Source organism: Aquihabitans sp. G128 (genome assembly GCF_019048865.1).
Taxonomy (GTDB): Bacteria; Actinomycetota; Acidimicrobiia; order Acidimicrobiales; family Iamiaceae; genus Aquihabitans.
This window is the reverse complement of sequence record NZ_CP077604.1, coordinates 2,263,163-2,286,996: the sequence shown is the minus strand read 5'-3', so window position 1 is coordinate 2,286,996 and position 23,834 is coordinate 2,263,163. Positions and strand designations below refer to the sequence as shown.

The window sequence follows — 23,834 nt, the reverse complement described above, 5'->3', positions numbered from 1 at the left end:
ACGGTGGTGGGCAGGCGGTTGGGGTCGCGCTCGGGCACGGTGGCTCCTCGGCAGCGGATGAGAGACCAGGCGAGGCTACCGGCGGGGCCCGCGGCCCCGGGCCAGCCGCGCCGGCGGACGGGCCTACGGCAGGTAGACGCCCTCGATGCCGGAGATGGTGGTGACGCCCCGCACGGTGCCCACGTTGATCTTGAACAGGTACTGCTGCTGCCAGACCTCGTCGACGCTGGAGGGCACCGGCGTCGGCCCGCCGCCGTCGAGCGAGGTGACCGATGCGTCGGGCACCACCGCGAGGTGGCGGATGGTCTGGTTCTCGTTGCGGACGTAGTAGTCGGTCTCGAGGGTCTGGCCGTCCTCGGCGGCGGCGTCGACGGCCGCCTGGCCGGTGAAGAGCTCGACCTCGTCCCAGAGGAGGACCTGCACGGGCTGGCCTTCGACGGTGCCCTTCTCGAGCCCGGCCATGTACCCGTAGTGGTCGCCGTCGGGCGTGAGGGTGTCGAGCTCGCTGGTGTCGGTGTCGCGGCCCTCGCTGCTCTCGGTGGTGGTGGTCACCCCGCCGGCGGCCGTGGTGGTGGTGCCCTCGTCCACGGTGGTCGTCGACGCGGTGGCGGCGGTGGTCGACGACGACGTTCCGGCGGTGGTGGACGTGGCCGCCGGGGCCTTGGTCGTGGTGGTCGCGGCGTCGTCGGAGCCGCTGCCGCCGCAGGCGCCCAGCGCCAGGGCGCCCGCCGCCAGCACCGCCGCGGTGATCTTCCGTCCTCGAACCATGCGCCCGTCTCCTTCATCGAGAGCGATCGAACCTAGCGGCCCCGGCGCGCCCGGCTGGGTCGGCGCGTCCGGTTCGCCCTAGCCTTCCCGGCCGTGAACACGCCTCTGAACGAGTCCGCCGCCGCCTTCGACGTGCTGGGCATCGGCAACGCCCTGGTCGACGTGCTCAGCACCGAGGACGAGGGCTTCATCGACCGGCTGGACCTGGTCAAGGGGTCCATGACGCTCATCGACACCGAGCGGGCCGAGGAGATCTACGCCGCCATGGGCGACAAGACCGAGGCGTCGGGCGGCTCGGCCGCCAACACCCTCTCCGGGGTGGCCTCGTTCGGCGGTCGGGCCGCCTACATCGGCCGGGTGAAGGACGACGGCCTGGGCAAGTCCTTCGGCCACGACCTCAACTCCCTCGGCGTGCACTTCGACTCCGTGAAGGCCACCGACGGCGATCCCACGGGCCGCTGCATGATCGTGGTCACGCCCGATGGTGAGCGGACCATGAACACCTACCTGGGCGCCTCGGCCACCCTCTGCGCCGACCACCTCGACACCGACCTCATCGCCTCGGCCCGCATCACCTTCCTCGAGGGCTACCTGTTCGACCGGCCCGAGGCCAAGGAGGCCTTCCGCACCGCCGCCGAGGCCGCCCACCGCGCCGGCCGCAAGGTGTCGCTGACCCTGTCGGACAGCTTCTGCGTCGAGCGCCACCGCGACGACTTCCTGGAGCTGGTCTCCGAGGGCGTCGACATCCTCTTCGCCAACGAGGACGAGATCACCGGTCTCTACGGCGTCGACTCGTTCGACGAGGCCATCGCCGCGGTGCGCGGCGTGTGCGAGATCGCCGCCATCACCAAGGGCAAGGACGGCTCGGTGGTGGTGACCGCCGACGAGATCGTGCCGGTGGCCGCCCACCAGATCCCCAAGCGGGTCGACACGACCGGCGCCGGCGACCTGTACGCCGCCGGCTTCCTGTTCGGGCTGACCCAGGGCCGCTCCCTGCACGACTCCGGCATGCTCGGCTCCATCGCCGCCGCCGCCGTGATCGGCCACATCGGCCCCCGCCCCGGCCTCTCCCTCGCCCAGATGATCCCGCTGGCGGACTAGGGCACGCCCGTTCGGGCAGACTTGACGGTCCCTGCGATCGGAGCTGCCCTCGTGACCTTCCCGGATCCCGTGACCTCGCCGTTCGACGCGGCCGAGGCGTCCGCTGCCCGGCTGGCCGAGGCCACGGGGGTCGAGCGGCACGACGTCGCCGTGGTGCTCGGGTCGGGCTGGAAGCCGGCGGCGGACCGCATGGGCGAGGTCACCGCCGAGCTGCCCATGACCGAGCTCGGGGGCTTCCCCGAGGCGTCGGTGCAGGGCCACGGCACCACGGTGCGCTCCATCCGCAACGGCGACCGCCACATCCTGGCGTTCATGGGCCGGGTCCACCTCTACGAGGGCCACCACCCCAACGTGGTGGCCCACGGGGTGCGCACCGCAGTGCGCGCCGGCGCCAAGGCGGTGGTGCTCACCAACGCCGCGGGCGGCCTGCGCCCCGGGATGTGGGCCGGCCAACCGGTGCTCATCAGCGACCACGTGAACCTCACCGGCCACACCCCGCTGCTCGGCGTCAACGACGAGCGCTTCGGGCCCCGCTTCCCGGACATGAGCCACGCCTACGCGCCCCGCTTGCGCGAGCTGGCCCGCTCGGTCGACCCGGAGCTGGAGGAGGCCGTCTACCTCGGCCTGCTCGGCCCCACCTACGAGACGCCGGCCGAGGTGCGGATGGTGGGGGCGCTGGGCGGCGAGCTGGTGGGGATGTCCACCGTGCTGGAGACCATCGCCGCCGCCCACGCCGGGGCCGAGGTGCTGGCGGTGTCGCTGGTGACCAACCTGGCGGCCGGCCTCACCGACGAGGTCCTCGACCACGACGACGTGCTGGCCGTGGCGGCCACGTCCGCCGAGCGCATGGGAACCCTCATCGCCGACATCGTGGGGCGCATCTGATGGCCGACGGCTGGAGCACCGAGCTGCGCGGCCGGGTGGTCGACTGGATCGCCGATGATCCCGACCCGTTGACCCGTGACGAGCTGAGCGACCTGCTCGACGCGGCCGACGGCGGGTCCCGAGACGCCGTCGACGACCTGGAAGACCGCTTCCGCATGGACCTCGAGTTCGGCACCGCCGGGCTGCGCGGCGCGCTGGGCGGCGGTCCCAACCGCATGAACCTGGCCGTGGTCGTGCGAGCGGCGGCCGGCATCTCGGCCTGGCTCCGCGACACCGCCGGGCCCGACGGGCCCCGGCGGGGGTGGCGGTGTGCTTCGACGCCCGCCACCGCTCGGCCGACTTCGCCGAGGCCTCGGCCGCGGTGTTCGCGGCGGCGGGCATCCGGGCCCACCTGCTGCCCGGCCCGCTGCCCACGCCCGTCCTCGCCTTCGCCGTGCGCCACCTCGGCGCGGCCGCCGGCGTGATGGTCACGGCCAGCCACAACCCGCCTCAGGACAACGGCTACAAGGTCTACGACGGCACCGGGCGCCAGATCGTGGCCCCCACCGACGAGCACATCGCCGCCGCCATGGCGGCCGTGCCGCTGGTCTCGGTGGTGCCCCGCTCAGGCGAGGACGACCCCGACATCCTGCGCCTGGGCGACGATGTCGCCGCCGCCTACGTGGCCGGTGCGGCCGTGTCCGGCCGGGTGCCCGAGGCCCGCGACGTCACGGTGGCCTACACGGCCATGCACGGGGTCGGCGCCGCCACCTTCCGGCGGGTCTTCGAGGCCGCCGGCTTCCGGCCCGCCGCCGAGGTGGTCGAGCAGGTCGAGCCCGACCCCGACTTCCCCACGGTCGCCTTCCCCAACCCCGAGGAGCCCGGCGCGCTCGACCTCGGCCTCGCCACGGCGTCGGCCGCAGGGGCCCAGGTCCTCCTCGCCAACGACCCCGACGCCGACCGGCTCGGCGCCGCGGTGCCCGACCCGGCCCGGGGACCGGCGTCGTCGCCCGAGGGCTGGCGGCCGCTCCGCGGCGACGAGATCGGTGCGGTGCTGGCCCAGCACCTGCTCGACCACGGCGGCGTGTCGGCGGACGCCATCTTCGCCACCACCATCGTCTCGTCCACCCTGCTCTCCCGCATGGCGGCGGCGGCCGGCGTCGAGTTCGTCGAGACGCTCACCGGCTTCAAGTGGATCAGCCGGGCCGCCGGCCCGGGCCGGACGCTGGGCTTCGGCTACGAGGAGGCCCTCGGCTTCTGCGTGGGCGACCTGGTGGGCGACAAGGACGGCATCTCCGCCGCCGTGCTGTTCGCCGAGGCGGTCGCCGTCCTCGCCGCCGAGGGGCGCACCGTGCTCGACGTGCTCGACGACCTCGCCCGCACCCACGGGGTGCACCTGACCGGCCAGTGGTCGGCCCGGGTGGCCGGCGCCGACGGCATGGCCGACCTGGCGGCGGCCATGGCCGCGCTCCGGGCCGCGCCGCCCACCGAGCTCGCAGGCCGCCCGGTCACGTCGATCACCGACCTCGTCGACGGTGACGCCGAGCGGGGGTTCATCCCCAGCGACGTCCTGCTCCTGTACCTCGACGACGCCCGGATCGTGGTCCGCCCGAGCGGCACCGAGCCCAAGCTCAAGTGCTACGTCGAGGTCGTCGAGCCGGTCGCCGACGCCGCCGACGGCCTGCCCGCCGCACGCGAGCGCGCCGCCGAGGCCCTTGCCGAGCTCACCGCCGCCATCGCCGCCGCCACCGGCCTGGGCTGACCCGGCGCGAGCCCGGCCGGGCCCGTGCGCTCAGCCCTGGGTGGCCAGGACGCAGAGCTCGTTGCCCTCGGGGTCCTCGAGCACGACCCACGAGATGAGCGGGTCGTCGGCGTCCTGGCCGATGTCGGCCCGGGTGGCGCCCAGGGCGAGCAGGCGCTCGACCACGTCCTCCTGGGGCGTGCCGTCGACGGCCCGCACGTCGAAGTGGCTGCGCAGCTTGGCCGTGCTGGTGGCCATGGTCGGTCGCGTGATGATCTCGACCGGGGGACCGCCGTCGGGCGGGGTGAGGATGACGTGGTCGGGCTCGTCGCGGGTGACGGCCCAGCCGGTGGCCACCTGCCAGAGCTCCTTGAGGGCCTGGGCGTCGTGGGCGGCCAGCGTGTAGCCGGCCAGCGTGCCGAGGTGGGCGTACTCCGGCCGGGGGTCGAGCACGCAGAGGTTGTTGCCCTCGGGGTCGGCCAGCACCACGAAGGGGGCGTCGGGCGCCTGGCCCACGTCGGCCCGGGTGGCGCCCTGCGCCAGCAGCCGCTCGACGGTGGCCTGCTGGTCCTCCGGCGAGGAGCTGTTCAGGTCGAGGTGGATGCCCTCGCGCCCGGCCTCGGGGTGCTCGAGCGTGCAGAACGCCAGCTCCGGGAACGGGTACACGCCGTCCGCGTCGGCCGCCTGGCGGACGTAGACCTCGTCGTCGCCCTCCGGGTGCAGCTCCCACCCCAGCGCCTCGGCCCACCACGCCGCGAGCGCCCGCGGGTCCCGACTGTCGATCACCAGCTCTTCCAACCGCATCTGCATGCGGTGGGGTCTACCCCAGGACGCTCGGGCTACGCCGTGCCGTAGAGGCGGTCGCCGGCGTCGCCGAGGCCGGGGACGATGTAGGCGACGTCGTTGAGGTGGTCGTCGATGGAGCCGACGACCAGCTCGTCGGCCAGGCCGGAGCGGTCGAGGGCGGCGACGCCCTCGGGGGCCGCCAGGACGCAGACGCAGATGAGGCGGCCGGGGTTGCGGTCCCGGAGGATGCCGCAGGCGTGGGTGAGCGAGCCGCCGGTGGCGAGCATGGGGTCGAGCACCAGCACGTCGCGGCCGCCGAGGTCGTCGGGGACCGAGTTCATGTACGGCTCGGGGACGAGGGTCTCCTCGTTGCGGGCCACGCCGATGAACCCGGTGGGCACGTCCGGCAGGAGGCGGAGCACGCCGGGCAGCAGGCCGAGGCCGGCACGCAGGATCGGCACGGCCATCGGCGGCTCGGCCAGGCGGGTGCCGGTGGTGGTCGCGAGCGGCGTGGTCACCTCGTAGGACTCGGTGCGCAGGGTGCGGGTGGCCTCGTAGACGAGGATCCCGGCGAGGTCGTCCATCGCGTGGCGGAAGCCCACCCGATCGGTGTCGACGTCACGGAGGGTGGCGAGCGCCTGGGCGGCGAGGGGGTGGTCGACGACGGAGATCTGCACGCCACCCATGATGGCCGCGCCTGCCCGGCTCGCGGTGGAGGGTCCGCCGGGTCCCGGGAAGGTGGGGATCGGCCGGGGTGCCTGGCAGCATGCAGGGATGGATCGTGCTGCCCTCGCCCGCCTCATCGACCACACCCTGCTGTCGCCGGACGCCACCCCGGGCCAGATCGCCATGTTCTGCGGCGAGGCCACCACCCTGGGCGTCGGCGCCATCTGCGTGTCGCCGAACCGCCTGCCCCTGCCGGCCGGCGCCCTGCCGGGCGGCACCGCCGTCGCCACCGTCGTGGGGTTCCCCTCCGGTTCGCACCGCCCGGAGACCAAGGCCGCCGAGGCCGCCCTCGCCATCGAGCACGGCGCCGTCGAGATCGACATGGTGATCGACCTGGGCCTCGTGGCCGGTGGGTTGTGGGGCCGGGTGGAGGCCGAGATCGCCACCGTCCGTGCTGCGGTGCCCGAGCCGCACAACCTCAAGGTCATCATCGAGTCGGCCTGGCTGCAGTCCGACGAGCGCATCATCGCCGCCTGCCGTGCCGCCGAGGCGGGCGGGGCCGACTACGTGAAGACCTCCACCGGCTTCCACCCGGCGGGCGGGGCCAGCCTCCACGCCGTGGCGCTCATGGCCGCCACCGTCGACGGCCGCCTGGGCGTGAAGGCTTCGGGCGGCATCCGCGACACCGCCACCGCGGTGGCCATGGTGGAGGCCGGGGCCACCCGCCTCGGGTGCTCCGCCAGCCGGCGCATCCTCGAGGGCCTGGGCTGACCGCCGGCGGGCTGGGCTAGCGCTGCTCCCGGTCGAGCCACTTCTGGATCTCGACGGGCCGCCACGCCCCCAGCTGGTCGAGCAGATCGGCCGGGTCGGTGGCCGACCGGAGGATCTCCCGGTGGCCCTCGCGCAGGAAGCCGGCGGTGACCGCGGAGTCGAGGAAGCCGAGCAGCGGGGCGTAGAAGCCGGCGACGTCGAGCACGCCCACCGGCTTGTCGTGGATGCCGAGCTGGGTCCAGGTCAGCACCTCGAAGAGCTCCTCGAAGGTGCCCACGCCGCCGGGCAGGGCCACGAAGCCGTCGGCGCGGTCGGCCATCGCCAGCTTGCGCTCGTGCATCGAGCCCACCACGAGCAGCTCGGTCAGGCCCTTGTGGCCGACCTCCTTGTCCCACAGGTGCTGCGGGATGATCCCGGTGACCTCGCCGCCGGCGGCCAACGTGGCGTCGGCGACGATGCCCATGAGGCCCACCGCACCTCCGCCGTAGACCAGGCCGATGCGGCGCGCTGCGAGCTCGGCGCCGAGGGCGCGGGCGGCCTCCGCGTAGGCCGGGTCGGTTCCGGGGTTGGAGCCGCAGAAGACGGTGACCCGGCGCAGCTCGCCGGTCACCGGGCGCTCGCCAGGGAGGACCCCAGCGCCGAGGCCTTGAGCGCGGCGTAGCCCGGCTTGATCTGCTCGTCGATGATCCGCAGCCGCTTGTCGAACGGCCAGAAGCTGCTCTTCATGGCGTTGATGGTGAGCCACTCGAAGTCGTCCCAGCCCCAGCCGAAGGCCTCGTGGAGGTTGGCGAACTCGCGGCCCATGGAGATGTCGCTCATGAGCCGGTTGTCGGTGTTGACGGTGACCCGGAAGCGCAGCCGGCGGAGCAGCCCGATGGGGTGCTCGGCGATGGTGTCGCACACGCCGGTGTTCACGTTCGACGTGGGGCACATCTCGAGCGGCACCCGCCGGTCCCGCACGAACGAGGCCAGCCGGCCGAGGGCGACCTGGCCGTCGGGGTCGACGGTGATGTCGTCGATGATGCGCACGCCGTGGCCCAGCCGCTCGGCGCCGCAGATCTGGAGCGCCTCCCAGATGCTGGGCAGGCCGAAGGCCTCGCCGGCGTGGATGGTGATGTGGGAGTTGGCCTGGGCGACGGTGCGGAAGGCGTCGAGGTGGCGGCTGGGCGGGTTGCCGCTCTCGCTGCCGGCGATGTCGAAGCCCACCACGCCTTCGTCGAGGTGGCGCAGGGCGACCTCGGCGATCTCCTGGGAGCGGGCGGCGTGGCGCATGGCGGTGACGATGAGGCCCATCTCGATGGGCTTGCCGGCCGAGCCCCGCTCGAAGCCGGCGAGCATGGCCTCCACCGCCTGGTCGGGCGTGAGGCCCTGCTCGATGCAGAGCTCGGGCGCCATCCGCACCTCGGCGTAGACGACGCCGTCGGCGGCGAGGTCCTCGGCGCACTCGAAGGCCACCCGCTCGATGGACTCGGTGGTCTGCATGCAGGCCACGGTGTGCTCGAAGGTCTGGAGGTAGAGGTCGAGGTCGCGGCGGTTGGCGCCCTCGGTGAACCAGGCCTGGAGCTCGCCGGGGTCGGTGGTGGGGAGGGTGTGGCCCGCCTCGGCGGCGAGCTCGATCACGGTGGTGGGCCGCAGGCCGCCGTCGAGGTGGTCGTGCAGCACGACCTTCGGTGCCCGGCGGATGGCACCTTCGCTGATCCGTTCGGTCATGGATCGAGGGTAGCGGCCGCCTCCGGTCCCGGCGCCCCGACATCTTCAACAGTTCGTTGACGCGGCGACGGCCCGTCACCCGGCGTCACCGGGCGTTCAGGGAGCGAGGCCAACCCCAGGCTCCACGGTGGCGATCATCAGGCGACGCACCTCGGCCGGGTCCTCGGGGTCGTGGAGGTCGACCCCGGTGTCCCGGAAGCCGAGGCCGGCGTAGGCCCGCATCGCCCGCTCGTTGCGGGGGTTGGGGTCGATCCACAGGTGGGTGCAGCCCGGGACCTGCCGGACCACCTCCTGGCTGATGAGCCGGATCGCCGCCGGGCCGACGCCCCGGCCGATCCACGCCTCGACGCCGATCAGCAGGTCGAGCGCCACGGTGTGCGGCGGCGGCACCAGGCCCGGGCCCCACGTCGGCTCGTCGTCGAGCAGGTACCACTGCAGCCAGCCGACGGGCGTGGTGGTGCCGGCGTCGTCGGTGACCTCGATGACCACCTGGTGCAGGTGGCGGTTCTCGTCGGACTCGGGGTCGAACTCCACGGCGGTCGACTCCGGGGTGCGCTCGACGCGGTCCCACCACCTCGAGACGTGGGGCTGCTGCAGCCAGCGGTGCATGAGCACCGTGTCGTCGCGGCCGAAGGGCCGCCAGCCGACCTCCACCGCTCAGGCGGGTGCCGGCACCGGCCGGTCGAAGCCGCGGAAGGGGAGGGCAGGGTCGTGGCGCTGCAGCCAGTTCTCGGCGGGGTAGTCGGCGGCGGCGTCGATCACGTGGACGGTGTAGGCGTGGCGGCTGCGCTCGCTGCGGTTGACGTCGCTCCAGTGGGGGAGCAGGCCGTGCAGCAGGACCATGGTCCCCTTCTTCGCCTCCAGCGGCACCAGCTCGGGGCCGCCGGGCTCGGGCCACGGCGTGTCGTCGAGCTGCTCGAAGCGGGTGCCGCCCGCAGGGTCGAGCACGAAGCGCTGGCGCAGCGGGGTGCGGTGGCCGCCGGGCTGGGCCCAGAGGCAGCCGTTCTCGAGGGTGGCGTCCTGGAGCGCCACCCAGAAGCCGACCACGGTCATGGGGTCGGTGTAGAGGAACGCCGAGTCCTGGTGGCAGGTGACCTCGCCGCCGATGCGGGGGCTCTTGAAGATGTACATCGACTGCAGGAGCTTGGGGTCGGCCATGCCGATGGCGGCGGCGGCCTCGGCGATCGCCGGCTGGCGGCTGAAGGCGTCGAACACCGGGTCGAGGTCGTGCATGGCGTGGCCGATCTTGTTGATCGACAGCGCCTTGTCCTGGCGCAGCGAGCCGTCGGGCGCGAACGCCTCCTCCTCGAAGAAGCAGGTGATGCCGTCACCCGAGGCGAGGAAGTGCTCGTCGCTGGTACGGGTCTGCTCCTTGGTGGAGAACACCGAGACGGTGCTGGGGTCGAACTCGTCGACGAGCTGCGTGGCCCGGGCGATGAGCGCGTCGCACGCGTCGTGCGGGATGGCGTCGGGGACGACGAGGAAGCCGTCGCGCTCGTAGGCGGCGACCTGGGAGGCAGAGAGGACCATGGGGTGCTCCGTGCTGATCGGCTGGCAGGCCGAGGGCCGCACCGTGCGGCCCGCTGATCCTACCGGCCGCGCTCCGGACCGCTAGCGGTCCCAGGCATCCGCGGTGGCGATGGCCACCTGGATGGCGCGGTCGATGGCGGCGTCCTTCTCGGCGAGGTCGACCGACTCGTCCTCGGTGCGCTGGGCGATGATGCCCACCACGCAGCCGGCGGCGAAGCGGTAGACGCCACCCATCTTGAAGAGGGTGCCGGCCTCCATCTCGAAGTTGAGGACGCCGAGGCCGGCGTACTCGTCGAGCATGCCGGTGACCCGGCGCAGCAGGTGGGGGTTGGCCGAGGACGCCGAGCGCTCCTGGCCCTCGAAGAAGGTGTCGGTGGAGGCCATGGTGCCGACGTGGTGGGCGATGCCCAGTCGCTCGGCGGCCTGTGCGAGGGCGACGGCGAGGAACGGGTCGGCGGTGGCGGGGTACTGCGGCGGGGCGATGTCGTCGGCGGCGCCCTGGTTGGTGAGGGCGCCGGAGCCGACGACCACCTCGCCCACCCGCACGTGGTCCTGGATCGAGCCGCTGGTGCCGATGCGGATGATGGTGCGGGCGCCGGCCTGGACCAGCTCGTTGACCACGATGCTCATGGACGGCGCCCCCATGCCGCTGGTGGCGCAGACGACCGGTCGGCCGCCGGGCAGGGTGGCCAGGAAGGCATCGAGGCCGCGGTTGCGCGACAGGTCCCGCACCGGCGTGAGGTGGTGGGTGGCGATGAGCTCGGAGCGGCCGGGATCGCCGCTGAGCAGGACGAGGTCGCACCCCTCGGGCAGGTCGGAGGGGCCGAAGCCCACGTGGTAGAGCCGGTCGCTGGTCACGGGGCGGGGTCCTCTCCGGCGGGCGGGGTGGCCCGGGTGGGCAGGTCGGCGGGACCGAACGCCCCGGGCAGCAGGTCGCCCAGCGTCACCACCGCGGCGCCGGTGTCGACCAGCAGCTCGGGGCCGCCGAACTCGTAGAGCACTTGGCGGCAGCGGCCGCACGGGGCGAGGTACTCGCCGTCGCCCCCCACCACCGACAGGGCCACCAGGCGGTGGCCGCCGGTGCCGACGAGGTGCGAGACCAGGCTGCACTCGGCGCAGAGCGAGAGGCCGTAGGACGCGTTCTCGACGTTGGAGCCCAGCACCACCCGGCCGTCGTCGGTGAGGCCGGCGGCGCCCACGCGGACGTTGGAGTAGGGCGCGTAGGCCCGCTCGGTCATGGCCCGCGCCCGCTCGCGGAGCAGGTCCCAGTCGGGGGTGGGCGCCGTCATCGTCCGCTGCGGCGGTAGACCTTGCCGTCGGCGGCGGGCATGCGCAGCCGCTGCGAGGCGAAGACCAGCACCAGCAGGGTGGTGATGTGGGGGAAGTAGGGGATGAGCTCGCTGGGCAGCTCGTCGGTCTGCTGGTACCACCAGACGCAGCCGGCGGCCAGCACCAGGAACAGCCCCACCGAGATCCACTTCCGCTTGTAGGCGGTCCACGCCGCGCAGCAGACGAAGACGAGGCTGATGACGATCAGCAGGGCGTGGCTGGTGGCATCGACCTGGGACTGCATGGAGTCCATGAAGCCGAACAGGCTGGCGCCGGCGATGAGCCCGCCCGGTCGCCAGTTGCCGAAGATCATGGCGGCGAGGCCGATGTAGCCCCGGCCGCCGGTCTGGCCGCTCTGGAACTTGCCGGCGAAGAGGTAGACGAGCACCACGCCGCCGAGGCCCGAGAGGGCGCCGGAGATGGTGACCGCCAGGTACTTCATGCGGTACACCTTCACGCCCAGCGAGTCGGCGGCCTCGGGGTCCTCGCCCACCGAGCGCAGGCGCAGGCCGAGCGGCGTCTTCCACAGCACGTACCAGGTGATGGGGAACAGGGCGACGGCGATGACCACCAGGAGCGAGACGTTGGCGGTGGCCGCCAGCCACAGGTTGGCGAGGTCCGACAGCACGGGTCGCTTCTGCCCGCTGAGCGTGCGCAGCGGGCTGTTGAGGAACGGCGTGAGGTCGACCCGGGTGATGTTGCTGGGGATGGACGGCGACTCCTTGGACGACGCCCCGTTCCAGCTGACCGAGGTGAGGAACTCGGTGATGCCGACGCCCAGGAGGTTGATGGCGACGCCGGAGATGATGTGGTCGACGCCGAAGGTGACGGTGGCGAGGGCATGGAGCAGGCCGCCGACCGCGCCGCCCAGCACGCCGAAGAGCACGCCGGTCCACGGGCCGTAGGCGATGGCGCCGTAGGCCCCGAACCAGGTGCCGAGGGCCATCATCCCCTCGAGGCCGATGTTGACCACGCCGGCCCGCTCGGCCCAGAGGCCGCCGAGGCCGGCCAGGCCGATGGGCAGGGCCAGCTGGATGGCCGACTGGAAGGTGCCCTGGGCGGTGAGCTGGTTGGCGTCGGTGTAGAGCCGGGAGATGGTGAGGATGCTCACGCCCACCACGAGGTAGGCGAGGAGCCGGACCGGCCGGGGGATGCGGGCGAGCACGGCCAGGGGACCGGCCCCGGCGGCCGGGGCGACGGCGCCGCCGGTGGGGCTGGTGAGCGGGTTGCCGGTGTCGACGGTGGTCATGCGGGGGGCCACCTCCGGGCCGTCGGTGCTGGGCGGCGGCGGGGCCCCGCCGGCGGTGACGTCTCGTCTCAGGCCGGCCGCCTGCTGGCGCAGGCCCACGCGGCGCACCACCTCGTAGGCGATGACCACCGAGAGCACGGTGACGCCCTGCAGGATCGACGTGATCTGCTTGGGCAGGTCGGCGTTGGAGAGCGGGGCCTGCACGGCGTCCATGAACGCCCACAGGAGGGCGCCGAACGCGATGCCGACGGGGTGGTTGCGGCCCAGCAGGGCGATGGCGATGCCGGTGAAGCCGATGCCGTTCACCACCGAGACGTCGGTGTAGCGGCCCGACTGGCCCATGACGTTGTTCAGGCCCACCAGGCCGGCGATGGCGCCGGAGAAGAGCATGGCCGAGATGATCATGCGCTTGGCGTTGACGCCGCTGGCCTCGGCGGCCTCCGGGTTGGAGCCGGTGGCCCGCAGGTCGTAGCCGAAACGGGAGCGCCAGATGACGACGTGGTACACGATGCCGACCACGAGGGCGACGATCACGTAGGACTGCACCCGGTTGGCCGACGGGATGTCGAGGCCGAGCGAGCCCAGCACGCCGTTGAGCGTGGGGAGCCGGCCGCTCTGGTCGATCACCCGGGTGCCGGCGGTGAAGCCGGGCGTGGGCGGCATGCGCAGCCAGTTGCCCAGGAGGAAGGCGCCGAGGCCGAGGGCGATGCCGTTGAGCATGATCGAGGAGATGACCTCGCTCACGCCCCGGGTGGCCTTGAGGATGGCGGGGATGGAGGCCCACGCCGCGCCGGTGAGCATGGCCACCAGCATGATGAACAGGACGTGCAGGGGAGCGGGGAAGTGGACCGCCGCCCCGGCCCACGCGCCGATGAGGGCGCCCAGCTTGTACTGGCCCTCGGTGCCGATGTTGAACAGGTTCATCTTGAACCCGATGGCGACCGCGACGCCGGAGATGTAGTACGGCGCCGCCCGGTTGAACGTGTCGACCAGGTACACCTTCGAGAAGCCCTTGGTGAGGATGACCTCGAAGACGTCGTGGGGGCTGTTCTTGGTGGCCACCAGCATCGCCGAGGACACCACGACGGCCACCAGGATGGCGAGGGCGGGGGCGGCGAGCTGGAGGCTCAGGCGTTGCTTCACTGCGGCGCTCCCGGATCGTCGGTGGCGGTGGGCGCGGCCTCGGTGCCGCGGGCCCCGGTCATGTGGGAGCCGAGCTCCTGGGGGTTCGTCCGGGTGGGGTCGAGCTCGGCCACGATGGCCCCTTCGAAGATGACGAGGAGCGTGTCGGACAGGCCGATGAGCTCCTCGAGGTCAGCGGAGATGAGCAGCGTGGCCAGGCCGGCGGCGCGCGTCGCGGAGGTGGTCCCAGATGGCGGCCTGGGCGCCCACGTCGACGCCTCGCGTGGGGTGGGCGGCGATCAGGAGGCTGGGGCCGGCCATGAGCTCGCGGCCCATGATCAGCTTCTGCTGGTTGCCGCCGGAGAGGGCGTCGGCGATGACGTCGATGTTGGGGGTGCGCACGTCGTAGCGCTCGACGATCTCGGTGGTGCGGGACCGGGCGCCGTCGCGGTCGATCCACGGGCCGCTCGAGTTCGGCGCCTCGGACTGGTGGCCGAGGATCTCGTTCTCCCACAGCGGCGCGTCGAGCAGCAGGCCGTGGCGGTGGCGGTCCTCGGGCACGTAGCCCACCCCGGCCTCGCGGCGCTGGCGGGTGGACCAGTGGGTGATGTCCTGGCCGGCCAGCGACATGGTGCCGGAGGTGACCGGCAGCATGCCCATGATGGCGGCGATCAGCTCGGTCTGGCCGTTGCCCTCGACCCCGGCGATGCCGACGATCTCCCCGCGGCGGATGCGCAGGGAGACGTCGTCCAGGCTGGGGCGGGCCCCCGGCTCCTCGCGGGTGACGTGCTCGACGGTGAGCTCGACGTCGTCGGTGACGGTGGACTCGCGGGTCTCGGGCGTGGGCAGCTCGCTGCCGACCATGAGCTCGGCGAGCTGGTGGGCGGTGACCTCCGCGGGCTTGCGGGTGGCGACGGTGGTGCCGGCGCGGATGACGGTGATGTCGTCGGCGACCGAGAGCACCTCGTCGAGCTTGTGGGAGATGAAGAGCACGGTGATGCCCTCGCGCTTGAGCTCGGCGAGGTTGCCGAAGAGCTCCTCGACCTCCTGGGGGACGAGCACCGCGGTGGGCTCGTCGAGGATGAGGGTGGTGGCGCCGCGGTAGAGGACCTTCAGGATCTCCACCCGCTGGCGCTCGCCGACGCCGAGCGTCTCGACCAGCTCGTCGGGGTCGACCGGCAGGCCGTAGCGGCGGCCCAGCTCGGTGATCCGCTCGCGGGCGGCGCCCGTGTCGACCTGGAACCACAGGGGGAAGGGCCGGCGGGGCTCGTAGCCGAGGATCACGTTCTCGAGGACGGTGAGGTTGTCGGCCAGCATGAAGTGCTGGTGGACCATGCCGATGCCGACGGCGATGGCGTCGGTGGGGCTGCGGAAGCTGACCTCGTGCCCGTCGATGCGGATGGCGCCCTCGTCCGGGCGCTGCATGCCGTAGAGGATCTTCATCAGCGTGGACTTGCCGGCCCCGTTCTCGCCCACGATGGCGTGGATGGTGCCGGGGCGGACCGCCAGGTTCACGTCGCGGTTGGCGACGACGCCCGGGAAGCGCTTCACGATGTTCGTCAGCTCCACCGCGAGGTCGGCGGTGGAGCTCGGGGGGGCGATCGCTGGTCGCAGCGGTCACGGGCGGGACCTCCAGAACGGTCGAGACCCGGGCCGGACGGGCCGGCCCGGGTCTCTTCCGGTGTTCAGGGCACGATCAGGGTGCGGTGGGCACCTTGATCTTGCCGTCGATGATGTCCTTCTTCAGCTGCTCGAGCTGCTTCTCGTCCTTGATCTGGCCGCCCTGGGTGGCGAAGTCGATGCCACCGTTCTTCAGGTCGAAGGTGCTCGTGCCGGCCTTGAAGTCGCCGTTCACGAAGTCCTTGATCGTGGAGTACACGGCCACGTCGACCCGCTTCAGCATGGAGGTGAGGATGCACTTCTGCTGTGCGGCCTTGACCTGCAGGTACTGGTTGGAGTCGACGCCGATGGCGAGGTGGTCGGCCTCGGCCGCCGCCTCGAACACGCCCGAGCCCGAGCCGCCGGCGGCGTGGTACACCACGTCGGCCCCGGCGTCGTAGAGGCCCTTGGCGATGGTCTTGCCCTTGGCGGGGTCGTTGAAGCCGGAGAAGTCACCGTCGGGGGTGATGTACTTGACCTCGACCTTGTCGTCCTTGGCCACCTCGGCCACGCCGGCCTCGTAGCCGGCCTGGAACTTCTTGATGAGGTCGGTCTCGACGCCACCCACGAAGCCCACGGTGCCGGTGCCGCTGGACTGCGCTGCAGCGGCGCCGACCAGGAACGAGCCCTGCTCCTCGGCGAAGACCAGCGAAGCCACGTTGTCCGCATCGACGACGGAGTCGATGATGGCGAACTTCACGTCCGGGTAGTCCTTGGCCACGAGCGGGATGGACTCGGCGAAGTTGAAGCCGACGCCGATGATCAGCTGGTTGCCGTCGTCGGCGAGCTGGCGCAGGAGGGCCTCGCGGTTGGTGCCGTCGGCGTTGGGCTCGAGCTCCTTGGCGGTGATGCCCATGTTGTCGGCCGCGGCGGTGATGCCGTCGAACGCCGACTCGTTGAACGACTTGTCGTCCTTGCCGCCGATGTCGAAGACCATGCCGACCTTCTTGCCGGCGCCGTCGCCGTCGTCCTTGGCCCCGAGCGGCTCGGCCGTGGCCGTCTCGCCCGTCTTGCCTGCGCAGGTGGCGGCCTTGCCGCCGCCGCCGCCACTGCCATCGCTGCTGGCGCTGTCGCTGTCGCTGCTGGCGCAGCTGGCCAGGACGAGCGCCAGGACGGCGATGAGGAGCACCACTGGGCTCCAACGTCGTTGCTTCACGAGGTTCTCCCTTGTCCGGACACCGACAGCCCCTTTGGGCATCGGTGGGATGAGCACCGTACAGCGCGATCCGGACGCGTGCGGCAGAGACGGTGAACGCTCGATGACGGGTCCGTGAGGTGGGTGCCGCTGTTCGACACCGGGGGGGCCGCCTCCTTATCCTGCGGACCGTGCCCGCTCGGTCCGGTCCCCCTGTCGCAGCCCCAGCTGGCACCGTCCTCGCGAGCGACGACGACCCGTTGGGGGCGCGCCTGCTCGCCGCCGCCACCGCCGAGTTCGCCGAGCGGGGCTACGCCGGGGCCCGGGTGGCCGAGATCGCCCGACGGGCCGGGGTCACCACCGGCGCCATCTACTCCCGCTACCGCGGCAAGGCCGAGCTGCTGGCCGAGGCCATCGACGCCGCGACCTCGGGCGAGTTCGACGAGCTCTTCACCGACCACCGGTTCTCCGGGCGCATGGAGGACATCCTCCGCATCGCCGGCAGCCACCTGATCGACCGGGGCACCGCCGAGGAGCGCCGTGCCGCCCACGGTCCCGGCCTGCTCCTCGAGTCGTTCACCGCCGCCCGCCACGAGCCCGACGTCACCGCCATGCTGCGGTCGCGGATGGGCGACCGCCACGAGCGCCTGGCCCAGATCGTCGACGCCGCCAAGGCCGGCGGCGGCATCGGCGACGACATCGACACCACCGCCCTCGTCACCTTCTGCCACGCCCTGGGGCTCGGGTTCCTGCTCCTCGAGGTGGTCGACCTCCCGCTGCCGGACCGGCCGGCGTGGGAGGCCCTCATCGGCCGCCTGCTCGAGGCGCTCGCCGAGCCCGGGCCCGACGCCCCGGGCTGAGCCCGCTGCACGACCGGCCCCGCCGGTGTGCGAACGTATCGGGATGCCCGAACCGTCCTCGCCCTCGACGCCCTGGTGGCATCGACGGCTCCCGTCGTTCGCGGTGTTCGTCGCCGTGGTGGCGGTGATCGGGCTGGCCACGGCCGTCGTGGGCCGCAACGTCGTGCACGTGCTGCCCGAGGTCGGCAAGGACCACCTGGGCTCCGACGCCTGGTCGGAGCCCCTCGGCATCGAGAAGGGCGACGGGCTCAACATCGCCCGGCTGCCGGAGTGCGCCGCCGGCTCCATCACCCGCATCGTGCTGTGGGACCCCGAGAGCAAGCCCTACTGGGAGGTCAGCGGCCCGGCGACGGCCATGACCGCCTTCTTCGTGGGCCTGACGCCGAAGGGCTTCACCGTGATCACCCCGTACCGCGAGCCGCCGCCGGGCAGCGTGCTGCGCCTCGTGGCCTTCCGCCAGGAGGGCGAGGTGGCGGGCATCCGCTACAAGGCCAGCGACCTCCGCAAGGGCCGGGTGGTGAGCGGCAACCCGCTGGCCCGCTACACCGTCGCCGGGTTCCAGGACGCCAAGGTCTGCAGCGACAGCGCCGTCACCCCCACCACCCTCGACGTCGACGGCGACGGCGCGGCCACCGACCTCGGGGTCCCCACCACCGTCGGCGGCTGACGCCCCACTAGAGCTGGGTGCGGCCCCGGTCGACGATGCCCTGGCGGCGGCGCTCGATCTCGTCGCCGTCCAGGCCCTGGCCCTGCCAGGCGGCGGCCGCGCCGGACTCCACCAGCCAGGCGTCACCGGCGGTCACCAGCGAGCCGGCGGCGTAGGTGGCGTAGATCTGGCGGACGGCGCGCTGGTCGCTGGAGACGATGTCGGCCGCCAGGCCGCGGGTGAACGGCAGCAGGTCGGCGTGCGGGACCACGTGGTTCACGAGGCCCCAGTCGAGCGCCGTCTGGGCGTCGCAGAAGTTTCCGGTGGCGCTCATCTCCCGGGCGCGGCGCACGCCGATGGCCTGGGGCAGGAGCACCGTCAGGCCCCACCAGGGCTGGATGCCCACCCGGGCGTGGGTGTCGGCGAAGCGGGCCCGGTCCGACGCGACCAGGAAGTCACAGGCCAGGGCCAGCTCGAAGCCGCCGGTGATGGCGGCGCCGTTCACCGCGCCGATGACCGGCTTGGGGCCGGCGGGCAGCGGCCCCCGGTCGCGGACGGGCGTGCCCTCGGCGGGGGCGGTGCTGGCGAGGTCGCCGCTGCCCGAGCCGAGCTCCTTGAGGTCGAGGCCGGCGCAGAACGCCGGGTCCTTGCCGGTGAGGATGATCACGTCGACGTCGTCGCTGGCCTGGGCCTCGCCGACCGCGGCGCGCAGGCCCTTGATGACGGCGCGGGACAGCGCGTTGCGGGCCTCGGGCCGGTTGAGCGTGACGGTGGCGATGCGGTCGTGCACCTCGGAGAGGACGACGTCGTCGGACATGGGTGGTGCTCCTCGGAAGGGGTGGGCGGCGGGTTCAGTCGTGGGCTTCTTCGGGTGGCAGGAACTCGAACGTCAGGTCGCCGAGGCGGACCAGCGTCGAGGCGATCCAGCCGCCCATGGAGCTGAAGTGCTCGTCGAGCTTCGAGCCGTCGGCCAGGACGTCCTCGTCGAGCTCGTAGGTGCCGTCGTAGGACACCTCGATGGCCCACTCGACCGCCTCGAGGTCCTCGTCGTGGACGATCTCGACGGTGGGCCCCGAGCGGGCCAGGCGCTCGGCCCCGATGGGGCTCGACTCCTGGGGCAGCACGGCCAGGACGCGGCGCGGGTCGGGCTGGGCGGCCAGGCGCTGGATCCGCAGCACGATCTCGATCTCGATGCGGGGCGGTTCGTCCAGCGGCTCGCCGATGTACCAGGACCGGTAGGCCGTCTGGGACCAGGTGGGCCAGTCGAGCGTGATGTCGGCGCGGGTGCGCGGCGGGCTGCCCTCGCCGGGGAGCGCATAGGACGTCTCCCAGGTCAGGTCGCCCAGGAGGACGTCGGCCTGGAAGCGCTCCTCGAAGGCCTGCCGTTCGAGCATGGCGCCCTCGACGGTGTCGCGGAGGGCGCCGATGGCATCGGTGAACACGTGGTCGAGCATCTGGAGCGGACCCTAGCGGGAGGGTCCGTCGTCCATGGCGGCCACCGCGACCGTCATGGCGAATGCCTTGTGGCGCAGCGTGGCGATGCGCCGGCCGAGCTGGACCGCCGCCTTCACCGGGCCCAACCCCTCGCCCAGCAGGGCGGCGGTGGCGTCGAGGTCGGCCACGTCGACGGCGACGCCGAACCAGCTGGCCGGCGCCTGGGCGGCGGGTCGGCCGCTCGGCTCGGGGCCGCTCACCACCTCCAGGATGGTGGGGCCGAGGCGGAAGAAGGCCTGGCGCAGGCCGGTGCCGGTCTCGTCGGTGCCGCGGATGCGCCGCAGGTCCAGCCCGGTGGCGGTGAACGCGCCGATGGTCCGCTCGAGGTCCGGCGTGGACACCACCACGTGGTCGAGGCCGACCACGCCGTTCGGGTGCGGCGCAGCGTCGGTGTCGGGCGTCGTGCCGTCAGCCTCGACGAGCTCGGTCGGCAGGCCGTCGACCCTTCCGTCGACCACGCCGGCGGGATCGACGCCCGACAGCCGCCAGCCGGTGATCCCGCGCTCGCTGGCGCCCCCGGCCGCGCCGCCCGTGAGCACGAAGGCGACGGTGCCCACCACCACGCGATCGTCGGCGACGTGGAAGCCGGCGTCGGCCCAGGCGCTCGGCGCGTCGGCCACGAGCAGTTCGACGAGGCGGGGTCCGGTCGGCGTGGCGGGGACGGTGGCCATGCGCCGACCCTAGGAGGGGGCCGAGACGTCAGTCGGCGCCGGGGGTGACGAGGCCGGACTCGTAGGCCCGGATCACCAGCTCCACCCGGTTCCGCACGCCCAGCTTCGCCAGCAGGCTGGCCAGGTGGGTCTTCACCGTCGACAGCGAGATGAACAGCTCGTCGGCCAGCTCCGCGTTGGTGAGGCCGCGGGTGACGGCCCGCAGCACCTCCTCCTCGCGGTCGGTGAGGGCGGCGCCGGGCAGCGTGAGCGCGGCGGTGGGCCGGGTGGGCCGGGCCGCAGCCAGCTGGGCGATCAGCCGCCGGGTGACCGCCGGCGCGATGAGGCCGTCGCCGCGGGCGACGGCTCGCACGGCGTCGAGCAGCAGCTCCGGCTCGGCGTCCTTGGTCAGGAAGCCGCGGGCCCCGGCCTTCAGGGCGCCGATCACGTACTCGTCGAGGTCGAACGTGGTGATGATGAGGATCGGCACCGGGTGGGCGATGTCGGGCCCGGCGAGCTGGCGGGTGGCCTCGATGCCGTCGAGCCGGGGCATGCGGATGTCGAGGAGGGCGACGTCGGGCCGCTCCCGCCGGGCCAGCTCCACCGCCTCCACGCCGTCGACGGCCTCGGCCACCACCGTGAGGTCCGGTGCGGCGTCGAGGATCAGCTTGAACCCGGCGCGCACCATGGCCTGGTCGTCGGCGATGAGCAGGCGCAGGGGTTCGGTCATGCCGGGGCCTCGTGGCGATGGGGAGGAGCGGGGTCGCCGAGGGGCAGGGAGGCGACCACCCGCCACCCACCGCCCGAGCGGGGTCCGGCCTCGAACGTACCGCCCAGCAGCCGCGCCCGTTCGGCCATCCCCACCAGGCCGTAGCCACGGTCGGAGGCACCGGGCGGCGCGGCGGTGGCGCCGTCGTTGTCGACGCGAGCTTCGACGCGGTCCGGGCTCCAGGTGAGCGTCACGTCGACCGCTCGGGCGCCCCGGCCGTGGCGGCGGGCGTTGGTGACCGACTCCTGCACGATGCGCAGGACCGACTGGTCCACCGGCGCGTCGACCGCTCGGGGCTCGCCCACCTCGTGGAGCCGCACGGGGGCGGCGCCGGGCACCTCGATCAGCAGGTCGGCCAGCCCGGCGATGCCGCGCCGGGGCGCCAGCTCCGCCGGGTCCGAGCCCCGGAGGATGCCGACCATCTGGCGCATCTCGCCCATGGTCGCCTGGCCGGAGGTCTTGATGAACTGCAGGGCGGGCCGCGCGGCCTCGGGCTGCTGGTCGAGCACGGCCAGCGCTGCGCTCGCCTGCACGACCATGGCGCTCACGTGGTGGGCCACCACGTCGTGCAGCTCGCGGGCCAGCTGCTCGCGCTCGCCGGTGCGGGCCTGCTCGTCCCGTTCGGCGCGCAGGTCGGCGCGGTAGCGGAACGCCACGCCGGCGGCGGCGATGAACGTGATGAAGATGACGGAGCTGGTGACGGCGCCGTAGGGCACGCCCTGCTGGCTGGCCGTGGAGTCGAGGATGCTCGAGCCCAGCGCCGCGGCCCAGACGGCCGAGCGCTGCCAGCCTTCGGCGTAGCGGACGACCGAGTAGAGGAGCACCAGCGCCGAGAGCCCGCCGAGCACCAGCACCTCGTTGCTCCGCTGCTGGCCGTTGGCCACCCATGCGGTGAGCGACCCCACCGAGAGGGCGGCGTAGGCCACGGCGGCGGCCGTCACCGGCGAGCGGCGGCGCCACCGCACGGCCACGGTGGCCACCAGGCCGGCGGCCAGCGAGGGGACCCAGGGCTTCGGGTGCGAGCCGCCGGCCCGGGCCAGCGCCTCCACGATCCCGAAGAGGGTGAGCAGGACGCCGAGGACGGTGTCCGTGCGGCGCGGCGTGATGCCGCGCGCCACCCGCTCGACCAACCGTCGCATCCAGTCCACGGCGCCACGCTACGGACCGGTCGCTCCGCCGTCGTCGTCCCGGGGGTCCCTCCTGCCTCGTCCTTTCGGCCGAGGCGGCCGGCCGCAACGGGCTGCCGACCTCGGTGGCCCCACCGCTCCGACACCGCCGACGCCGCAACCGCTGCCGGGCCACCGGACCGCGCCCGGTACGGTGGCCGGCGACTGGCCGTGGCGCAGCTTGGTAGCGCACCGCGTTTGGGACGCGGGGGTCGTGGGTTCAAATCCCTCCGGCCAGACCACCGAACCCCCAGGTCAGCGGGCACGCAGGGAGTCCCGCTGACCTGGCCGAGGTGGGGCCGTACCCAACTTCGTACTCAACTGTCTTAGGACCGGCGCACGATGCCGGCCACGGCCAGAGACCCCGGCGGCGTCCGGTACCACCGCAACCGGGGAGAGCCGCGTGCAGCGCCCCGGTCGCAGGTCAGCCCGGCGGCTGGTCGGAGCGACCGATCGGGCCGGGGCCGGGCAGCCCGGTGGGGCCAGGGCGTCGACGGGCGGACGGTGCGGCCCGCGGTGGCCCCTTCGCGCCGGGCCCTCCGGTGTGCGCTTGAGGAGACCTTGAAGGGCCCTTGGCCACGATCAGCCCCCTGACCTGCGCACCGGCGCGGGCCACCTGACCCACGGGGGAACCAACGTGAACCGATGGAAGAAGCTCGCCGTCGCTGCGGTCGCCGTCGCTGCTGCAACCGGAGCGACCGCTGCGTGGGCGCAGGACGGTGGCGGCCAGAACGACGGGCCCGCCTCGGCTGGGGCGGGCACCCGCGCTCTCGGCGGCACGAAGCGCGAGACCATCTTCCAGGCCATCGCGCCGTGCCGGCTCGTCGACACCCGCAAGGCGAGCGGGAAGTTCGCCATCGGTGAGGAGCGCACCTACGACGTGCGCGGAACCGGCGCGACCTTCGCCGCCCAAGGTGGGGCCGCCAACGGCTGCGGCATCCCTGACACGGCGACTGCCGTCGAGATCACGGTGACCGCCGCCGAGGCGACCGGCAAGGGGTACGTCCGCGCGTACCCGGTGGGCGAGACCAACGCCACGTTCCTCAACTCCACCAACGTGTTCAACGCCTCGAACACCGGCACCGTCAGCCTCTGCGGGGCCACCGGGTTCCTGTGCGTCGTCGACGAGGACCTCCGGGTGCGGGACTTCACCAGCTCCACCCACATCATCATCGACGTGCAGGGCTACTACCAGCAGCAGATGGCCGCCCAGATCAACGCCGATGGCAGCCTCGGCCGCAACTCCCGAGCCGTGAGCGTGTCGTCGCCGGCGGTCGGTGCCCGCGTCGTGCGCTTCGACCGCGACGTCAGCAGCTGCGCCTACAACGCCACGGTCGGCACGGCCGCGACTGGCACTGCCGTCGGCTACGCCAACGCCCAGCCTGCGACCAGCGATGCCACGGGGATCTTCGTCCAGACCTTCAACGACGACGGGACGCAGACGAACCTGCCCTTCTACCTCACGGTCACCTGCTGAACCGAGGCGCATGTTCGACGCCGACGGCATCGGCGAGGTCATCCGGTCCAGGGCGGGCGGGAGCGCTGACCTGGCCGGTCGGGGCTGTACCCGTCGCCGAGGCTCAGGTGCCGGCGACGGCGGCGAGGAACCCGCCGATCAGGCCGAGGACGGCGACGGCGGCCAAGAAGGTGACGCCGATGCGGATCTGGCTGAGCTGGTGGACGATCCGGTCGAGCTGCTTGGCGTCGACGAGGGCGGGAACCCTGGTGATGTCGGTCCAACCCTGCCCGTCCCACCAGCGTTGCCCGCCTTGGTGCTGTGGGTCGACGTGCCAGCCCGGTCCATCCATGATCCGCCCC

General features: G+C 73.1%; 23 protein-coding genes, 1 tRNA gene and 3 pseudogenes. 8 read left to right on the top strand and 19 right to left on the bottom strand.

What is annotated here, in order from left to right; translation table 11 throughout:
* Positions 1 to 123: 123 nt before the first annotated feature.
* Positions 124 to 768, bottom strand: a complete 645-nt coding sequence (locus tag KSP35_RS10930) for a hypothetical protein (RefSeq protein ID WP_217001731.1) — start codon at positions 766 to 768, stop codon at positions 124 to 126.
* A 93-nt stretch (positions 769 to 861) separates the two neighbouring features.
* Here KSP35_RS10930 and KSP35_RS10925 point away from each other — a divergent pair, with 93 nt between their 5' ends.
* The 3 genes and pseudogenes from KSP35_RS10925 (at position 862) to KSP35_RS10915 (ending at position 4,495) form a co-directional block, all read left to right on the top strand.
* Positions 862 to 1,869: an adenosine kinase gene (locus tag KSP35_RS10925; RefSeq protein WP_254127120.1), complete on the top strand. Its 1,008-nt coding sequence runs from the start codon at positions 862 to 864 to the stop codon at positions 1,867 to 1,869.
* 36 nt (positions 1,870 to 1,905) lie between these two features.
* Positions 1,906 to 2,754, top strand: coding sequence for a purine-nucleoside phosphorylase (locus KSP35_RS10920; protein WP_371748970.1), 849 nt, complete (start codon positions 1,906 to 1,908; stop codon positions 2,752 to 2,754).
* A pseudogene (locus KSP35_RS10915) lies at positions 2,754 to 4,495 on the top strand (phospho-sugar mutase). The gene KSP35_RS10920 and the pseudogene KSP35_RS10915 overlap by 1 nt, the downstream one beginning before the upstream one ends.
* Before the next feature lie 30 nt (positions 4,496 to 4,525).
* On the opposite strand, the gene KSP35_RS10910 reads toward KSP35_RS10915, so the two are convergent.
* Positions 4,526 to 5,284, bottom strand: coding sequence for a VOC family protein (locus tag KSP35_RS10910; protein WP_217001728.1), 759 nt, complete (start codon positions 5,282 to 5,284; stop codon positions 4,526 to 4,528).
* 29 nt (positions 5,285 to 5,313) lie between these two features.
* Positions 5,314 to 5,937: a uracil phosphoribosyltransferase gene (upp, locus tag KSP35_RS10905; RefSeq protein ID WP_217001726.1), complete on the bottom strand. Its 624-nt coding sequence runs from the start codon at positions 5,935 to 5,937 to the stop codon at positions 5,314 to 5,316.
* 97 nt (positions 5,938 to 6,034) lie between these two features.
* Here upp and deoC point away from each other — a divergent pair, with 97 nt between their 5' ends.
* Positions 6,035 to 6,697: a deoxyribose-phosphate aldolase gene (gene deoC / locus KSP35_RS10900; protein ID WP_217001724.1), complete on the top strand. Its 663-nt coding sequence runs from the start codon at positions 6,035 to 6,037 to the stop codon at positions 6,695 to 6,697.
* Between the two features lie 16 nt (positions 6,698 to 6,713).
* Here the strand turns inward: deoC and KSP35_RS10895 are convergent, their stop codons facing one another.
* From KSP35_RS10895 to KSP35_RS10855, 10 genes and pseudogenes are all read right to left on the bottom strand, one after another.
* Complete coding sequence (locus tag KSP35_RS10895; RefSeq protein ID WP_217001722.1) at positions 6,714 to 7,307, bottom strand: TIGR00730 family Rossman fold protein; 594 nt, start codon at positions 7,305 to 7,307, stop codon at positions 6,714 to 6,716.
* Positions 7,304 to 8,407, bottom strand: a complete 1,104-nt coding sequence (locus tag KSP35_RS10890; RefSeq protein ID WP_217001720.1) for an adenosine deaminase — start codon at positions 8,405 to 8,407, stop codon at positions 7,304 to 7,306. The genes KSP35_RS10895 and KSP35_RS10890 overlap by 4 nt, the downstream gene beginning before the upstream one ends.
* 96 nt (positions 8,408 to 8,503) lie before the next feature.
* Complete coding sequence (locus tag KSP35_RS10885) at positions 8,504 to 9,061, bottom strand: GNAT family N-acetyltransferase (RefSeq protein WP_217001718.1); 558 nt, start codon at positions 9,059 to 9,061, stop codon at positions 8,504 to 8,506.
* A 3-nt stretch (positions 9,062 to 9,064) separates the two neighbouring features.
* Entirely contained in the window at positions 9,065 to 9,937 is an 873-nt protein-coding gene (locus tag KSP35_RS10880) for a phytanoyl-CoA dioxygenase family protein (protein ID WP_217001716.1), read from the bottom strand.
* Between the two features lie 81 nt (positions 9,938 to 10,018).
* A complete protein-coding gene (locus KSP35_RS10875) occupies positions 10,019 to 10,795 on the bottom strand; it encodes a nucleoside phosphorylase (protein ID WP_217001713.1) in 777 nt (258 codons plus the stop codon).
* On the bottom strand, positions 10,792 to 11,226 hold the full coding sequence (locus KSP35_RS10870; protein ID WP_217001712.1) for a cytidine deaminase: 435 nt from the start codon (positions 11,224 to 11,226) through the stop codon (positions 10,792 to 10,794). The genes KSP35_RS10875 and KSP35_RS10870 overlap by 4 nt, the downstream gene beginning before the upstream one ends.
* The gene (locus KSP35_RS25825) at positions 11,223 to 12,515 is read right to left on the bottom strand and encodes an ABC transporter permease (protein WP_371748969.1); all 1,293 of its coding nucleotides are present in this window, start codon (positions 12,513 to 12,515) and stop codon (positions 11,223 to 11,225) included. Before KSP35_RS25825 ends, KSP35_RS10870 begins: the two co-directional genes overlap by 4 nt.
* A gap of 186 nt (positions 12,516 to 12,701) precedes the next feature.
* Positions 12,702 to 13,583, bottom strand: a pseudogene (locus KSP35_RS25820) (ABC transporter permease); the annotation flags it as partial.
* 71 nt (positions 13,584 to 13,654) lie between these two features.
* A pseudogene (locus tag KSP35_RS10860) lies at positions 13,655 to 15,251 on the bottom strand (ABC transporter ATP-binding protein).
* Positions 15,252 to 15,333: 82 nt separating this feature from the next.
* A complete protein-coding gene (locus tag KSP35_RS10855) occupies positions 15,334 to 16,425 on the bottom strand; it encodes a BMP family protein (RefSeq protein ID WP_217001706.1) in 1,092 nt (363 codons plus the stop codon).
* Between the two features lie 266 nt (positions 16,426 to 16,691).
* On the opposite strand from KSP35_RS10855, the gene KSP35_RS10850 reads away from it, so the two are divergent.
* Positions 16,692 to 17,291, top strand: a complete 600-nt coding sequence (locus tag KSP35_RS10850; RefSeq protein WP_217001704.1) for a TetR/AcrR family transcriptional regulator — start codon at positions 16,692 to 16,694, stop codon at positions 17,289 to 17,291.
* Positions 17,292 to 17,334: 43 nt separating this feature from the next.
* On the top strand, positions 17,335 to 17,958 hold the full coding sequence (locus KSP35_RS10845) for a hypothetical protein (RefSeq protein ID WP_217001702.1): 624 nt from the start codon (positions 17,335 to 17,337) through the stop codon (positions 17,956 to 17,958).
* A gap of 7 nt (positions 17,959 to 17,965) precedes the next feature.
* Here the strand turns inward: KSP35_RS10845 and KSP35_RS10840 are convergent, their stop codons facing one another.
* From KSP35_RS10840 to KSP35_RS10820, 5 genes are read right to left on the bottom strand one after another with little or no spacing between them, the layout of a single operon-like run.
* Entirely contained in the window at positions 17,966 to 18,754 is a 789-nt protein-coding gene (locus KSP35_RS10840) for an enoyl-CoA hydratase (RefSeq protein ID WP_217001700.1), read from the bottom strand.
* A gap of 34 nt (positions 18,755 to 18,788) precedes the next feature.
* Positions 18,789 to 19,391: a hypothetical protein gene (locus tag KSP35_RS10835; RefSeq protein ID WP_217001698.1), complete on the bottom strand. Its 603-nt coding sequence runs from the start codon at positions 19,389 to 19,391 to the stop codon at positions 18,789 to 18,791.
* 12 nt (positions 19,392 to 19,403) lie between these two features.
* Positions 19,404 to 20,102 carry a VOC family protein gene (locus KSP35_RS10830; protein ID WP_217001696.1) on the bottom strand — a complete coding sequence of 233 codons (699 nt, stop codon included), beginning with the start codon at positions 20,100 to 20,102 and terminating at the stop codon, positions 19,404 to 19,406.
* 28 nt (positions 20,103 to 20,130) lie between these two features.
* Positions 20,131 to 20,811, bottom strand: a complete 681-nt coding sequence (locus KSP35_RS10825; protein WP_217001694.1) for a response regulator transcription factor — start codon at positions 20,809 to 20,811, stop codon at positions 20,131 to 20,133.
* Positions 20,808 to 21,989 carry a sensor histidine kinase gene (locus tag KSP35_RS10820; protein WP_254127206.1) on the bottom strand — a complete coding sequence of 394 codons (1,182 nt, stop codon included), beginning with the start codon at positions 21,987 to 21,989 and terminating at the stop codon, positions 20,808 to 20,810. Before KSP35_RS10820 ends, KSP35_RS10825 begins: the two co-directional genes overlap by 4 nt.
* Positions 21,990 to 22,181: 192 nt before the next feature.
* Between KSP35_RS10820 and KSP35_RS10815 the strand changes: the two genes are divergently transcribed.
* Together KSP35_RS10815 and KSP35_RS10810 are read left to right on the top strand one after the other, a co-directional pair.
* Positions 22,182 to 22,258, top strand: a tRNA-Pro gene (locus KSP35_RS10815).
* 395 nt (positions 22,259 to 22,653) lie between these two features.
* Entirely contained in the window at positions 22,654 to 23,493 is an 840-nt protein-coding gene (locus tag KSP35_RS10810) for a hypothetical protein (protein WP_217001690.1), read from the top strand.
* 103 nt (positions 23,494 to 23,596) lie between these two features.
* Here KSP35_RS10810 and KSP35_RS10805 read toward each other — a convergent pair whose 3' ends face one another.
* Positions 23,597 to 23,824, bottom strand: coding sequence for a DUF2510 domain-containing protein (locus KSP35_RS10805; protein WP_217001688.1), 228 nt, complete (start codon positions 23,822 to 23,824; stop codon positions 23,597 to 23,599).
* Positions 23,825 to 23,834 lie beyond the last annotated feature (10 nt).